The organism is Bacillus pfraonensis, from assembly GCF_050768835.1.
Taxonomy (GTDB): Bacteria; Bacillota; Bacilli; order Bacillales; family Bacillaceae_G; genus Bacillus_A; species Bacillus_A pfraonensis.
Genome location: NZ_JAHCDO010000034.1, coordinates 23,259 through 37,723, shown reverse-complemented (window position 1 = coordinate 37,723; position 14,465 = coordinate 23,259). Strand labels below are relative to the sequence as shown.

The 14,465-nt window shown below is 36.6% G+C and carries 14 protein-coding genes; 10 read left to right on the top strand and 4 right to left on the bottom strand.

Translation table 11 applies throughout. The features are described 5' to 3' along the window. The 8 genes from KFD70_RS24105 to KFD70_RS24070 all read left to right on the top strand — a co-directional run. On the top strand, positions 1–1,863 hold a 1,863-nt coding region (locus KFD70_RS24105), incomplete at its 5' end, for a DNA translocase FtsK (RefSeq protein WP_431613437.1). Between the two features lie 60 nt (positions 1,864–1,923). Next, positions 1,924–3,042: a nicotinate phosphoribosyltransferase gene (locus KFD70_RS24100; RefSeq protein ID WP_336450422.1), complete on the top strand. Its 1,119-nt coding sequence runs from the start codon at positions 1,924–1,926 to the stop codon at positions 3,040–3,042. A 251-nt stretch (positions 3,043–3,293) separates the two neighbouring features. Beyond that, positions 3,294–4,604 carry a UDP-N-acetylmuramate--L-alanine ligase gene (gene murC, locus KFD70_RS24095; RefSeq protein WP_336450421.1) on the top strand — a complete coding sequence of 437 codons (1,311 nt, stop codon included), beginning with the start codon at positions 3,294–3,296 and terminating at the stop codon, positions 4,602–4,604. 110 nt (positions 4,605–4,714) lie between these two features. Further along, positions 4,715–5,128 carry a MerR family transcriptional regulator gene (locus KFD70_RS24090; protein ID WP_336450420.1) on the top strand — a complete coding sequence of 138 codons (414 nt, stop codon included), beginning with the start codon at positions 4,715–4,717 and terminating at the stop codon, positions 5,126–5,128. Next, on the top strand, positions 5,118–6,026 hold the full coding sequence (locus KFD70_RS24085) for a DMT family transporter (protein ID WP_336450419.1): 909 nt from the start codon (positions 5,118–5,120) through the stop codon (positions 6,024–6,026). The genes KFD70_RS24090 and KFD70_RS24085 overlap by 11 nt, the downstream gene beginning before the upstream one ends. A gap of 62 nt (positions 6,027–6,088) precedes the next feature. Beyond that, positions 6,089–6,637 (top strand): GNAT family N-acetyltransferase, encoded by a 549-nt coding sequence (locus KFD70_RS24080; RefSeq protein ID WP_336450418.1) that lies wholly within the window; start codon positions 6,089–6,091, stop codon positions 6,635–6,637. Positions 6,638–6,785: 148 nt separating this feature from the next. Beyond that, complete coding sequence (locus tag KFD70_RS24075; RefSeq protein WP_336450417.1) at positions 6,786–7,184, top strand: PH domain-containing protein; 399 nt, start codon at positions 6,786–6,788, stop codon at positions 7,182–7,184. A gap of 12 nt (positions 7,185–7,196) precedes the next feature. Further along, positions 7,197–7,403, top strand: coding sequence for an ATP synthase subunit I (locus KFD70_RS24070; protein WP_336450416.1), 207 nt, complete (start codon positions 7,197–7,199; stop codon positions 7,401–7,403). Positions 7,404–7,423: 20 nt separating this feature from the next. On the opposite strand, the gene KFD70_RS24065 is transcribed toward KFD70_RS24070, so the two are convergent. Continuing rightward, positions 7,424–8,539 carry an aminopeptidase gene (locus tag KFD70_RS24065; protein WP_336450415.1) on the bottom strand — a complete coding sequence of 372 codons (1,116 nt, stop codon included), beginning with the start codon at positions 8,537–8,539 and terminating at the stop codon, positions 7,424–7,426. A gap of 142 nt (positions 8,540–8,681) precedes the next feature. Between KFD70_RS24065 and KFD70_RS24060 the strand changes: the two genes are divergently transcribed. Both KFD70_RS24060 and ytxJ read left to right on the top strand, forming a co-directional pair. Further along, the gene (locus KFD70_RS24060) at positions 8,682–9,230 is read left to right on the top strand and encodes a DUF948 domain-containing protein (RefSeq protein ID WP_336450414.1); all 549 of its coding nucleotides are present in this window, start codon (positions 8,682–8,684) and stop codon (positions 9,228–9,230) included. A 1-nt stretch (position 9,231) separates the two neighbouring features. Then, a complete protein-coding gene (gene ytxJ, locus KFD70_RS24055; protein ID WP_336450413.1) occupies positions 9,232–9,558 on the top strand; it encodes a bacillithiol system redox-active protein YtxJ in 327 nt (108 codons plus the stop codon). 50 nt (positions 9,559–9,608) lie between these two features. Here ytxJ and KFD70_RS24050 read toward each other — a convergent pair whose 3' ends face one another. The 3 genes from KFD70_RS24050 to KFD70_RS24040 are packed head-to-tail and all read right to left on the bottom strand — an operon-like array spanning position 9,609 to position 14,366. Next, positions 9,609–11,432, bottom strand: a complete 1,824-nt coding sequence (locus tag KFD70_RS24050) for an ABC transporter substrate-binding protein (protein ID WP_336450633.1) — start codon at positions 11,430–11,432, stop codon at positions 9,609–9,611. Positions 11,433–11,461: 29 nt separating this feature from the next. Continuing rightward, positions 11,462–12,976, bottom strand: coding sequence for an ABC transporter permease (locus KFD70_RS24045; protein ID WP_336450412.1), 1,515 nt, complete (start codon positions 12,974–12,976; stop codon positions 11,462–11,464). 13 nt (positions 12,977–12,989) lie between these two features. Then, positions 12,990–14,366, bottom strand: coding sequence for an ABC transporter permease (locus tag KFD70_RS24040; protein ID WP_336450632.1), 1,377 nt, complete (start codon positions 14,364–14,366; stop codon positions 12,990–12,992). Positions 14,367–14,465: the final 99 nt, after the last annotated feature.

Genomic DNA, 14,465 nt, shown 5'->3' with positions numbered 1-14,465 from the left:
CAAGTTGTAGTGGAAACCCAAGTGGAAGAGAAACCAGCACAGCAAGTTGTAGTGGAAACCCAAGTGGAAGAGAAACCAGCACAGCAAGTTGTAGTGGAAACCCAAGTGGAAGAGAAACCAGCACAGCAAGTTGTAGTGGAAACTCAAGTGAAAGAGAGAGCAGTAGAACAAGTTGTAGTGGAAACCCAAGTGGAAGAGAAACCAGCACAGCAAGTTGTAGTGGAAACTCAAGTGAAAGAGAGAGCAGTAGAACAAGTTGTGGTAGAAACTCAAGTAGAAGAGAGACCAGTAGAACGAGTTGTAGCGGAAGCTCGAGTAATAGGGAAGCCAGTACAGCAAACAGAAGTGAAGGCACCTGTTGCAAATGGAGGAGTACAAGAAAAAGCATACGTTGTAGCCAAAAGAGAGAATGATATGCGTAATGTACTGCAAACACCGCCGGAATATACAATGCCACCATTAACATTATTGACGATCCCTACGCAAGCGGCGTTAGATAATACAGAATGGTTAGAAGAACAGAAAGAATTATTAGATACGACGTTTAATAATTTCCATGTTGGGGCTCATGTTATTAATGTTTCACAAGGACCGGCTGTAACCCGCTTTGAAGTACAACCTGATCCAGGTGTGAAAGTAAATAAAATTACAAACTTAAGCGATGATATTAAGCTGAGTTTAGCTGCAAAAGATATTCGAATTGAAGCACCGATTCCAGGGAAAAGCGCAATCGGAATTGAGGTTCCGAATAAAGAGAGTAAGCCGGTATTTCTAAGGGAAATCTTGAGAAGCCCTGTGTTCACGAAGAGTGAATCCCCGCTTACGGTTGCACTTGGGCTTGATATTTCTGGAGAACCAATTGTAACGGATATTAGGAAAATGCCACATGGACTGATTGCTGGTGCGACTGGTTCAGGGAAAAGTGTGTGCATTAACGCGATTTTAACGAGTATTTTATATAAAGCAAAACCGCATGAAGTGAAGTTGATGCTGATTGATCCAAAAATGGTAGAGCTTGCACCATATAATTCTGTTCCACATCTTGTAGCACCTGTTATTACCGATGTAAAAGCAGCTACAGCAGCGTTAAAATGGGCTGTAGAAGAGATGGAGCGCCGTTATGAATTGTTTGCGCATGCTGGTGCACGTGATTTAAATCGTTATAATACAATTGTGAGCGAGCAGGAAGTTCCAGGTGAGGCATTACCATATATCGTCATTGTGATTGATGAGTTAGCTGATTTAATGATGGTTGCTCCTGGTGATGTTGAGGAAGCAATTTGCCGTATTGCTCAAAAAGCACGTGCTTGTGGTATTCATCTATTAGTTGCAACGCAGCGTCCATCTGTAGATGTTATTACAGGATTAATTAAATCGAATATTCCAACGCGTATTGCGTTTACAGTATCATCCCAAGTCGATTCACGTACAATCATTGATATTGGGGGCGCGGAAAAATTACTTGGCCGCGGTGATATGCTATTTTTAGGAAACGGTACGTCAAAACCTGTTCGTGTGCAAGGTGTATACGTATCAGATGATGAAATTGAAAAAACAGTTGAACATGTGAAAAAGCAAATGAAACCAAACTATTTATTTAAGCAAGAGGATTTATTGGCAAAAACAGAGCAACATGAAGCCGAAGATGAACTGTTTTTTGATGCATGTCAATTTGTTGTAGAACAAGGGGGCGCGTCCACATCTTCTGTACAGAGAAAATTCCGTATTGGTTATAATCGTGCGGCACGTCTTATTGAAGAGATGGAAGCGCAAGGAATTATTTCCGAAGCACGGGGAACAAAACCGAGGGATGTCCTTATTTCAGAGGATGAGTTTGCTGCTATGCAGGAAACGAATGTATAGGAAGCGGTTTTGCTGTATACTAAGAGAAAATGTTGGATAGTAAAGTAGGGAGTAAACGACATGAAAGAAATTGAATTAAAATTAAAAGGTGAAATCAATCGACTAACAAATAAAACATTTAAATTTGATGAACGAGTTGGGGAAGGCTGGTTCTCTGCTGTTTACTTTTTAAAAACTCGTGACATTATTCAAGAATTTCGCCCAAAAAGTGTTGTGACAATGCAATTTTTCCAAAAAGAACATGCGGTACTTTGCGGAACAGATGAAGTATTAGCATTGTTACAAACATTCGCTACACATCCTGAAGAACTTGAAATTCATTCTTTAAAGGATGGGGACAATATTAATCCATTTGAAACAGTTCTAACAATTACAGGGCCTTATGAATATTTCGGATTTTTAGAAGGTGTAATTGATGGGATTTTAGCTCGTCGTACATCTGTTGCGACAAATGTATATAACGTTGTACAAGCTGCTCGCAGCGGTGAAAAAGCAAAACCTGTTATTTTCATGGGAGACCGTGATGATCATTATACACAGCAAGCTGGTGACGGATATGCTGCGTATATCGGTGGCATGAGCGCACAGGCAACGCATGCAATGAATGAATGGTGGGGCAAGAGTGGAATGGGGACAATGCCTCACGCATTAATTCAAATGTTTAATGGTGATGTTGTAGAAGCTGCGAAAGCATACCATAAAAAGTTTCCAGAGGACGATCTTGTTGTACTGATTGACTATAACAATGATGTTATTACAGATGGGCTTCGCGTTGCACGTGAATTCGGTTCAGAATTAAAAGGTGTACGTATTGATACATCACGTACAATGATTGATCAGTATTTCATTCGTCATCCAGAAGTGCTTGGAACATTTGACCCACGTGGTGTCAATCCATCACTTGTTTTCGCTCTTCGTAAAGCGCTCGATGAGGAAGGGTTCCAGCACGTAGATATTGTTGTAACTGGTGGATTCGATGAAAAACGTATTCGTGAATTTGAAGCGCAAAATGTTCCTGTAGATTTATACGGAGTAGGAAGCAGTTTATTAAAGATGAATATTGGTTTTACAGGTGATAATGTAGAATTAAATGGAAAACCAGAAGCGAAGGCTGGACGTAAATATCGTCCAAACCCACGTTTAGAGCGTGTTGAATTAGAAAAAAGAGAAGAGATGTAAAAACTTGAAAAACTGATAGGTGATTGACCCTATCAGTTTTTCTGTTATCATAGTATAACGGATTGTTTTTTGCTATAATAAGTTTGTTGTGGACATATAAGAAGTACGTACGTGTTTATCCCGATTGGTGAGAAATGATAAAAGTTCCGCTATATCGAAAATGTATGATGATTACCAAAATAAGAAAAGATTCATATACTGTCTTATAGATAGGCCGTTGTATTAGTTCGAAATGTTGGAGGTTCTTTAAGATGACAGTTTACCATTTTGTAGGAATTAAAGGAACAGGAATGAGTTCATTAGCACAAATTCTTCATGATATGAAGCATACTGTTCAAGGTTCTGATTTTGAAAAGCGTTTCTTTACACAAACAGCATTGGAAAAGCGTGGTATCTCCATCCTTCCTTTTGATAAAAACAATGTAAAAGAAGGACAAGTGATTATCGCCGGAAATGCATTCCCTGATACGCATGAAGAAATTGTAGCGGCGAAAGAGTTAAATCTCCCAGTACACCGTTACCATCACTTTTTAGGGGACCTTATGAGTAAGTATACAAGTGTTGCTATAACAGGTGCACATGGAAAAACATCAACAACTGGTTTGTTAGCCCATGTAATGCAAGGTGCACACCCAACATCTTACCTTATTGGAGATGGAACAGGGCATGGGGTAGAAAATAGTAAGTATTTTGTGTTTGAGGCATGTGAGTATCGTCGTCATTTCTTGTCTTACTATCCAGACTATGCAATTATGACAAATATTGATTTTGACCATCCAGACTACTTTACAGACATTAATGATGTGTTTAGTGCATTCCAAGAGATGGCGCTTCAAGTGAAAAAAGGAATTATTGCATGTGGTGATGATGAAGAACTTCAAAAAATTCAAGCGAAAGTACCTGTTATTTTCTATGGATTTGGTGAAGATAATGATTTCCAAGCACGTAACATCCAAAAGAGAACAGATGGTACTGTATTCGATGTATTCGTTCGTAATACGTATTATGAAACGTTCAAAATCACAGGATACGGCAATCATAGCGTCTTAAATGCACTAGCAGTTATTGCGCTTTGTCATTATGAAAATGTTGATGTAGAAGCAGTAAAACATCAATTAACAACGTTTGAAGGTGTAAAACGTCGCTTTAATGAAAAGCCGATGGGAGAACAGGTCATCATTGATGATTATGCACACCATCCGACAGAAATTAACGCAACGATTGAAGCAGCTCGTCAAAAACATCCAGAGCGTGAAATTGTCGCTGTATTCCAGCCGCACACATTCTCACGTACAGAAAAGTTCTTAGATGAGTTTGCAGAAAGCCTAAGCAAGGCTGATCAAGTATATCTATGTGATATTTTCGGATCAGCACGTGAAAACAAAGGTGACTTAACGATTCAAGATCTGCAACAACGTATTGATGGTGCAGAATTAATTACAGATACAACAACGGATGTATTAAAGAAACATAAAAACGGCGTTCTTATTTTCATGGGCGCAGGTGACATCCAAAAATTCGAAGCGGCTTACGTGAAAGAAGTGCAAGTTGCGGAGAAGTAATAAAGGGAAGACGTGCAGCGGTGGCTGCACGTCTTTTTTTATTTATGTATTGACCTAGAGTTAACTCTAAGTTGTAAGATGAAAATGTGAAAAAACAAGGGGGAGATAACATGTATAAGATTGGTGAAGTAGCAGAGTTAACAGGGATGAGCATTCATACACTTCGCTATTATGAAAAACTGGGATTATTACCACCACCGACACGGAATAGCGGCATTCGCCAATATACAGAAGTAGATGTACGCTTGTTGAAATTTTTGTACTCGTTAAAACAAACAGGAATGTCACTAGAAGAGATAGCAGAGTTTGCAAGTGACGGTTGCATTATAGAAGAAATTAAGCAAAGAAAAGAAGAAGTACCAGCTAAAATAAAAAAACGTATTTCGATTTTAACAGTTCATTTGGAACGTTTAAAGGAACAGCAAGAGCAATTACAGCGTGTAATAGAACTAACAGAGAATAAATTAGAGATTTATTATGGTTTTTTAGAAGACAAAGCCTTGGAGGAAGACAATGAAAAATAAAGTGTATGTTCAGTTGTTAGGCTTTGCAATATTTACGGGTGGGACATTCAATGCTTCGAAATACGCAGTACAATATTTTTCAGCAGTTCACATTGCGGCATGGCGTTTTGGAATAGCTGCTCTTGTAATGCTATGTATTTTAAAGATAAGAAAAAACTTTGAGTTAGAAGTATGGAAACAAAATATTGGCTATTATATTTTACTCGGCATAGTTGGGGTATTTGGCTTTAACTTCTTTTTCTTTTTAGGAATGAAAAATACGGAGGCTATAAACGGCTCGCTTATTATGGCGACGAATCCACTTGTTACAACGATATTGGCCAGTATAATTTTGCACGAAAGAATTGTAAAACGTCAAGCTATCGGAATGTTACTTGCATTGCTTGGAGTTATTTTTGTTATTACGCAAGGTTCGTTTTTTGTCATACAAAATTTAGCTTTTTCAAAAGGAGATTTCTACATTTTATTAGGGAATATTTGTTGGGCTTTATACGGTGTGCTAGGAAGAAAGTTTATTAAGGATGGTACTCCGATACAAACAACCACATATACAATGACTGTTGGAGCACTTGCTTTCATTATGGTCTCCTTCATGCAAAAGAGTGTAGCGCCTATTTCAGAAATTCCTCTACTAGCATGGCTATCAATCCTATTTATGGCGATTGGAATGAGCGTGCTTGGTTATCTTTGGTGGAATAAAGGAGTCGCGAAAATTGGAGCAGCAAAAACATCTTTGTTCTTTAATTTAGTTCCCGTTGTTACGATGTTTATTTCTTTTGTGGAAGGAGTAAATATAACAATCCCGCAATATTTAGGAATGATTTTAGTTATTACGGGTGTTTTATATTCTTCCGGTTTTCTTACTATAAAAACGAAAAAAGAGAGTGTGAATATATAAATCTTAACATTCCCTGATTTAAAGTGTTAGAATAATAAGAAATTAAAAAGGGGGATGGAGAAATGTTCATACTTCACGTTGATGATGAAATCGAACTTCAATTACTAGAAAAACATCATAAAGAAGAGTTATATCAATTAGTAGATCAAAACAGAGAGCATTTAAAAAGATGGCTTCCATGGGTAGATGGCACAAAATCTGCTGATGCATATGACGAAATTATTCCGATGTGGCTGAAGAAATTTGCGGATGGAAACGGTTTTGAGACAGGTATACGTTACAAAGGAAAGCTCGTTGGAATGGTTGGTATTCACGAGGTGAACTGGGCTAAGAAAGCAACAAGTCTTGGATACTACCTTGCAGAAGAAGCAGGCGAAAAAGGAATTATGACACGAAGTGTAAAAGCGGTACTTCGTTATGCGTTTGAGGATTTAAAATTAAACAAGATTGAAATCCGTTGTGGGGTAGAAAACAAGAAAAGTCGTGCGATTCCAGAGCGACTTGGTTTTAATTTAGACGGTATTTTGCGAGATGAAGAATGGTTATATGATCATTTTCATGATCTTGCGGTGTATAGTTTATTGGCTTCAGAATGGAAGAAGATTCAATGAGCCATATGAGTTGCATTCATTTTAATGGAGGGACCAACAAAGAATATTGCTGAATAAGGCGTTTCATAGTTTGTGAAAGCTGGAGATTAAAGTAGTCTCTAGCTTTTTTATTGTATCAAATGGTATAATTTGGTTGAGGGGTGATGATATGAACTTTCCTATCCAAAGAAGTACACCCATTATGATTTTTGTAAGTGTAATGTTAATTCTTATGGTTGTTTGGCCAATCGGAATGCTCATTATGGACAATGGAAACTGGGGATCAGCACTAATTGGAATGGCAATTTGTCTTATTGTAAATGTCCCGCTCGTTTGGGATGTATTTATTAAAAAGCATACGGTAGAAAATGGTGTACTCAAGTACGGTATATTAAATGATGACATTGTACTATCCGATGTGAGAGTTGTTCGCCAAGTTGGAAAATCCCTCGAAATTACAACAAATCAATATAAGGTGCATATGATTGCCATGCCGCGGAATAAGGAAAAATTGTTGTTGCTTATTCAAGAAGCAAATCCACATGTGAAAATAGATGTGAAAGCATAACGGGAGTGAGCAATGAAGCATATTAGACTGTTATTTTGTTTTGAATTATTGATGGTACTCGTCGTTTGTATGAGAGGGTATGTTCGCTGGGGATGGCCGATATACTTATCAATAGCAGTAGGCATTTTAGCAGTTGTACTTTTGTTTTATTATCATGCTCGTCAGACTAGAAGTAAGGAAAAGAGAGTGGAGAAATACAAGAAGAGCCCTCCTATTTAGAAGGAGAGCTCTTCTTCTTTTTATTTTAAATTCTCAGGATTCAATGCTTCTAATTCAGATACAACGAAGCGTCCGTCTTTACGGATTAATACGTCATCGAAGTAAATTTCACCGCCGCCGTATTCAGGGCGTTGGATGCATACTAAATCCCAGTGGATGTTAGAGTTGTTGCCGTTCCATGCATTGTCGTAAGCTTGTCCAGGAGTGAAGTGGAAGCTACCATCGATTTTTTCATCAAATAGGATATCACCCATTGGATGTAAGATGTATGGGTTTACGCCAATTGCAAATTCACCAACGTAGCGTGCACCTTCGTCAGTATCAAAGATTTTGTTAATACGTTCTGTATCATTTGCAGTTGCTTCAACGATTTTGCCATCTTTAAATTTCAGTTGTACATTTTCAAATGTATAGCCGTTATATGGTGATGGCGTATTGTAAGAAACTGTACCATTAACAGAATCGCGAACTGGTGCAGAGTATACTTCACCATCTGGAATATTTAAATGACCAGAGCATTTAATAGCTGGAATGTCTTTAATAGAGAATGTTAAGTCCGTTCCAGGGCCAACAAGGCGAACTTTATCTGTTTTGTTCATCAGTTCAACAAGGTTATCCATTGCTTTGTCCATTTTACCGTAATCTAAGTTACATACTTCGAAGTAGAAGTCCTCGAATGCTTCAGTGCTCATTTTCGCAAGCTGCGCCATAGATGCATTTGGGTAGCGAAGAACAACCCAGCGTGTTTTTGGAACGCGGATGTCTCTATGAACTTTTTTACCAACTGTTTGACCGTGGATTTTCATACGTTCACTTGGAACGTCAGCTTGTTCGTTAATGTTGTCGCCAGAACGAAGGCCGATATAAGCATCCATATCTTTCATTACGCTTGCTTCATATGCAGCGATTTGCTCAAAATGTTCTTCAGTAGCACCCATTAATAAAGAGCGATCAACTTGATGATCTTTCAATGAAACGAATGGGAAACCACCAGCTGCATATGCTTCTTTGACAAGTGCAGTTACAAGTTCTTTTTGCAGACCGAAGTTTTCGATTAATACTTTTTCGCCTTTTTGTAAGCGGATGGAGTAGTTAATTAAATTGTGTGCTAAAGTTTCAATACGTGGGTCTTTCATATGTAAAGCCTCCCTAGTAATTATATATCCATTTCTATTGTACCCTACTTGCTGGAATTTGTTGACTGATTTATGTTACAGTTGACGAACAAGTATGAAAATTCTTGCGGATCCATAAGGATTAGAACGAAACGGAAAATGATTGTATAATAGGAGAAAGTATGAAAAAGATAAAGGAAGTGATGAAATGCAAGTTCTTTTATACGTAAGTGCAGCTATAGCTGCCGTTGCTTTTGCAATTTTAGTGATATATACATGTAGAACCTTATTATCATTGCAGAAGACGTTAGAAAATGTTGCAAGTACATTAGAAGGCTTAGAGAAACAAATGCAAGGGATAAGCGTAGAGACAGAGCAATTATTACATAAGACGAATGCATTAGCCGATGATATTCAACAGAAATCTCAGTCGTTAAATAAAGTAGTAGAAGGCGTAGACGGAATTGGAACGACAATTCATTCTTTAAATACGAAACTTCGCAATGTATCGGATTCTGTAACAAATGAAATTGAAAATAATGCAGACAAAGTTGCCCAAGTTGTACAATGGAGTAGCGCAGCGATTGAAGTATATAATCATTTTCGAGCTACTAGACAAGAGAAAAAACTAGAAAAAGCAGAGAAAAAGTTAGAGAAGGCGGAGAAAAAAGAGAAGCGCTCTAGACTTCCAATTCGTATGAGAGGTGAATAACATGAGCATGACAAAAATCGAAACAATGGAAGAGTTTGAAGCATTGTTAGAAACAGCAGAACCATATATTCTTTTTAAACATAGTACAACATGCCCAATTAGCCAAGGAGCATACGCAGAGTTCGAGACATATTGTCACGATGCCAAAGAAGTACCTGCTTATTATTTATATGTGCAAGATGCAAGAGAAGTTTCGAATCGTACTGCAGAGCACTTTGGTATTAAACATGAGTCACCACAAGTATTATACATAAAAGATGGCATGGCGGTATGGCATACATCCCATTGGAATATTAAGAAGCAAACTTTAGAAGAGAACATCAAATAAAAAAGAGAGTGAACTAAAAGATTTTCTTTAGGTTCACTCTCTTTTTGTTTTTATTTTTTGCTTGCTTTATAGTTACTCAAGAATTTTTGTACTTTCTCTGGATCGGCTTTCAGCTCATTTCCTGTTTTCACAATTGGGCTGACTGTAGAAATAGCTTTAATTTTTTTGTTTTGATAAATGCTTAGAATCTCATCTTGATTGATAGAGTAGAGAACAGCTTTTCGTAAGTCTTCACTTTTCGTAACTTCGCGATTTGCTGTGTTAAATAGTAGGTAGCTTACACCATTACTCTCGATGTTTTGTAATGCTAATTTATTGTCATTTTTGATAAGGTCATGTTTTGTTTCTGGAACACTGGAATATAAATAAATCTCATTGTTGCGTAGTGCAGAAAGTGCACTATCTGTGTCTTTAATGAATCGAAGGGTTACATTTGAAATTTTCGGCTCATGCTTTGTCCCTTTTAAATAATTTGGGTTCTTTTGGAAAAATGCTTCGTAATCATTCTTATAAGAAAGAATATAGGGACCACTTGCATATAACGTATTATTATATTTATTTCCATCTGTAACTGTATTTTGATCACCGTAAGGAATGTCTTTATTTACATCAAATGAAGCAACATCATAAGTATTGATGCTTTCTACCTGTGCTTTAGAGACGATACCTGCGGATTGATGCGCTAAATAGTTCAATACCTGTGGAAAAGGTGTTGTAGTTGTAAGTTTTACAACTTGATATTTCCCTTCCTTATTATTGGCTTGTTTTTTGTCAGTTACGAGCTCTGTAATTTTTGCAGTTAATCCCTTTTCAAGCTCTTCTCTTACGGATTTACTATTACCGGATTGTTTCACTTTATCGAGCGTGCTGAGGTCTGTAACGATTTCTACATTTTGAATATGTTCATGTAAACTATATGTGCGGTGATCAGGAACAGATTTTTTATCTTTTGCTCGATTCAGTGAGAAAATTACATCATCAGCTCCTACACGTTCACCAGTATCTTCTGCCTTTTTGTTCGAAATTTTCGAGAAATTTATATCATCTCTAAGTAGGAAATAGTATTCTGAATTCCCTTCCGCCATACTGTAGTTATGAGATAAAGATCCCTCAGATGTGATTTTGTCATTATCTGTAAGGTTGATAAGTCGAACATACATATTTGTATTGATCATATTAATAGAGCCATCATTACCTTTAATAGGATCAAGTGATGTTAATGTTGAAGCAGTTTGCGTAAGAACAAGAGGTGCTGTTTCACGTTTACTAGTGTCTTTGAAATCAATTGATTCCCATACGAGAGCACGAGATTTCGCCAATCTTACTGAATCCTTATTTAAAATATCTTTATTGATAGCTTGTGTTTTCAATGATGTGTAAAGCGGTACGATATAGGCTTTATTAAATACAAGACGTTGTTCTAATTGTTTGTACGTATTTGCATATTCTTTCGGAGTCTGTGTGCTCGCTTTATCGATTAGTTTATCGATTTCTGCATCAGCCAGTATGCTGTAGTCTCCACCTGTTTTGAATAATGAACGTACTGCATAATCAGGATTACCGGTAACTGTGGTCCAACTAGATAACGCAACATCATAGTTACCCGCATTTTGCTGCGCTTTGAAACTTCCATAATCGGGTTGGATGTTTAATTTCACTTTGAATCCATTTTTGGTAAGTTGATCTCGAACGATATTAATGTCCGTTTCACTACCACTTTGGCCAAGGATTTCGATTTCTACTGGATTTTTATCATCAACTACACTAGTTTTCTTCTTTTCTTTTTCTGCCACTTCTGATTTTGTATTTACAGAGCATCCTGCTACTAACAATACAGATGTTAGCAGGAGAGAAGTTAAAACTTTTTTCACAATAAATTCCTCCTCAAAGCATAGTGATAGATTTAATCTAATTTTGGATCTAGTGCATCTCTCAAGCCATCACCCAAAAAGTTGAAGGATAAGACAAGAGCAATGATGGCAAGACCTGGATATATTGCCAAATAGGAATGAGATTCAAGGTACGTGCTTCCAATCTTTAAAATGTTCCCCCACTCTGGTATGTGCGGTTCGACACCTAATCCTAGGTAGCTTAAGCTGCTTGTCGCAATGACAGCACCTCCAATCGTAAGGGTCGATTTAACAATCATTGGCGCAAGTGAATTTGGGACAATATGTTTAAAAATAATAGAAAAATTATTTAATCCGTATGCACGTGCGGAAAGCACATATTCATAATTTGATACCATCATTACATTTGCTCGCATTGTTCGAGCATATGTTGGGATGGATCCAACGCTGAGTGCGACAATTAAATTTGTTGTATTCGCTCCAAAAGCAGCAATTATTGCAATTGCTAATAAAATACCTGGAATTGCATATAAGATATCTAGGAGTCTCATAATAATATTATCTGTACGGTGACCGTAATAGCCTGATAATGCTCCTAAAATACCACCAATAACTACAGGAATAATCGTCGAGATTAAACCAACAACTAGCGAAATACGAGCTCCAAATACGATTCTAGAAAACAAATCTCTTCCGAAATTATCTGTTCCGAATGGGTAAGCAAGACTTGGAGCCTGAAGAATAACATTATAATTATTTTCGACAGCCATACTGTAGTCGAATGTTAAATAGCTACATATAGAAATAGAAAATATAAAAACGATAAAGAAAAGTCCTAGCATAGCTGTTGTATTCTGCGTGATTTTTTTCCACATACTATCCCATTGCATCATTCTCGTTTTATCGTTACTGTAAATTTTTAGAATCAGATTTATTCCAAGCAATAGAGCAAAAAGGTTACCTGTTATAGCTGTAAGTAAAAGTGGAATGGCTATGTATATGAACCAAGGTGCTATTTTATTATTTTGTACATACTTTGCTATTAGCAAAAGTGTGATTAGCTGGAATATTAAGACTAGAAGTAGTATAAACATTGATGAAAGAAATGTATCTGCAACATACGGTTTAAACAGGTTAAGTGCTGATAAAGCAATAATAAGGAGCTGTGTAAGAAACATGTATACAGCAAATGTATATTCAAGTGTCTTTTGTTTTTTTATTAAATGGAATGCAGTGATAGTAATAAAGATATTACCGACGAAGATACTTAAAAGTTGTATGTAACCCAGTAGCCTCGTCTTATTTTGTACATACCCTACATGAAGAAGGTCATGCTTAACTTTAAGTGTGATAATAAATTGCAAGCATGTAAATAGAATGTAGGCGATAAACGTACCGAATATATATATGTTTAATGTTTGATGGCTAAAGTCATAGATATTTAGGCCTAGAATAAAAGTGAGTGTGAAAGATAGAATACATGTGAAACTAGCTTGTGTGTATTCTGGGAGTGAATGTAGAATTTGTGTCTTTTGATGATTTTTTATTGATTTTATGGTCTTGAGCATGAATACACCTTCTTTAATATTGTTTCATTTTCGAACGGATACGGGGATCAAAAAATGCATACAAGATGTCGATAAATACATTCACTAAGGAGATGGTAATCGCTACATAAATAACTCCACCCATAATGCTTGGAATATCAGGAATAAACTGTTTATCGACGATATAACTTCCGATACCACTTATATTGAATACTTTTTCAGTAACAGCAGCTCCGCCCAGCATTCCCCCGAATAGCAGGCCGATTACAGTAATAATTGGAATCATGGCGTTACCGATAGCGTGTTTCCAAAGAATATAGTTCTGGCTTAAACCTTTGGCTTTAGCTGTTATAATGTAATCTTCGTTAATCACTTCGAGTGTTGATGAACGTGTCATTCTGGCAATTGATGCTGTAAATCCAGTTCCTAGTACAATAATCGGCATAATGATAGATAGCCAATTTTCAGGGTTAAATGTTGCTGGTAACCAATGTAATTTAATAGAGAAATTCAAAATAAATATGAGCCCTTGCCAAAAATTCGGAATAGATAATCCAATAAGAGCGATGAACATAAAAGTATAGTCAAAAAATGAATTAGGTTTTGTCGCTGAAATAATACCGATTGGGATTGCAATAATGATAGCCATGAGTAATGAGATGACAGCTAGTGTAAGTGTTATAGGGAATTTTTTTGCTATACTTGCAATCACTTCTTCATTACCTGAGAAAGAAATACCTAGGTCGAAAGTTGCAATGCCTTTAAGAGTATTCCATAGCTGTTGAAAATATGACTGATCGAGGCCATACAAATGATTAAATGCATGAATCTGTTCTTTTGTTGCTGTTTCACCAAGGATGTTTGATGCTGGATCAAAAGGTGATAAATATAAAATGGTAAACACAAGAATGGAGACTCCAAAAATTACAAACACACTCATAATTAGTCTCTCAAAAATATATTTTAGATAGGAATTACTATAGAGAAGAATGAATATGTACATAAATAAACCTGGGATAAATGATAAAGTTAAAAAAATAGGATACGAGATAAGAGATTGAAAAGTATTTTCAAATGTTATTCTTTGTTTACCTTGTTGTTCAAGAATTTGACTTGCTTTTTCAATCACAGTTTTGTGAAATTGTTTTTCTGTCCATTTTTCTACCAGTTGATTCGTTTTCTGGATACTAACCTTTTGACCAAAAAACTCCTGTTTCCGTAGGGCTTGATCTAATAACTCATGTCTTACATGTTCACGGTATCCAGATTCAAGTAAAGAGTTCTTTGTTTCTTCCAAAATAGAGAAATATGAATCTCCCCTTTTTCTATATAGGTAGATAAAAAAGACAGCGATATTAACTGGTAAGCCAAGTATAAGGAGTAAATATTTGTAGGGAAGACGTAGTTGCATTTTTCCATGAGTACGATTAATAATATTTGCTAGATTGAATCTTCCGTAGGTAGTACTCACTTTTTTTACTTTTGTTACTTCCAATAGATTGAACCTCCT

Excerpts from the sequence above, each read along its gene's own strand:
- KFD70_RS24090 (WP_336450420.1), top strand. The coding sequence starts at position 4,715 with ATGTATAAGATTGGTGAAGTAGCAGAGTTAACAGGGATGAGCATTCAT.
- KFD70_RS24070 (WP_336450416.1), top strand. The coding sequence starts at position 7,197 with ATGAAGCATATTAGACTGTTATTTTGTTTTGAATTATTGATGGTACTC.
- murC (WP_336450421.1), top strand. The coding sequence starts at position 3,294 with ATGACAGTTTACCATTTTGTAGGAATTAAAGGAACAGGAATGAGTTCA.
- KFD70_RS24085 (WP_336450419.1), top strand. The coding sequence starts at position 5,118 with ATGAAAAATAAAGTGTATGTTCAGTTGTTAGGCTTTGCAATATTTACG.
- KFD70_RS24040 (WP_336450632.1), bottom strand. The coding sequence starts at position 14,366 with ATGCAACTACGTCTTCCCTACAAATATTTACTCCTTATACTTGGCTTA.
- KFD70_RS24065 (WP_336450415.1), bottom strand. The coding sequence starts at position 8,539 with ATGAAAGACCCACGTATTGAAACTTTAGCACACAATTTAATTAACTAC.
- KFD70_RS24100 (WP_336450422.1), top strand. The coding sequence starts at position 1,924 with ATGAAAGAAATTGAATTAAAATTAAAAGGTGAAATCAATCGACTAACA.
- KFD70_RS24075 (WP_336450417.1), top strand. The coding sequence starts at position 6,786 with ATGAACTTTCCTATCCAAAGAAGTACACCCATTATGATTTTTGTAAGT.
- KFD70_RS24080 (WP_336450418.1), top strand. The coding sequence starts at position 6,089 with ATGTTCATACTTCACGTTGATGATGAAATCGAACTTCAATTACTAGAA.
- ytxJ (WP_336450413.1), top strand. The coding sequence starts at position 9,232 with ATGAGCATGACAAAAATCGAAACAATGGAAGAGTTTGAAGCATTGTTA.
- KFD70_RS24045 (WP_336450412.1), bottom strand. The coding sequence starts at position 12,976 with ATGCTCAAGACCATAAAATCAATAAAAAATCATCAAAAGACACAAATT.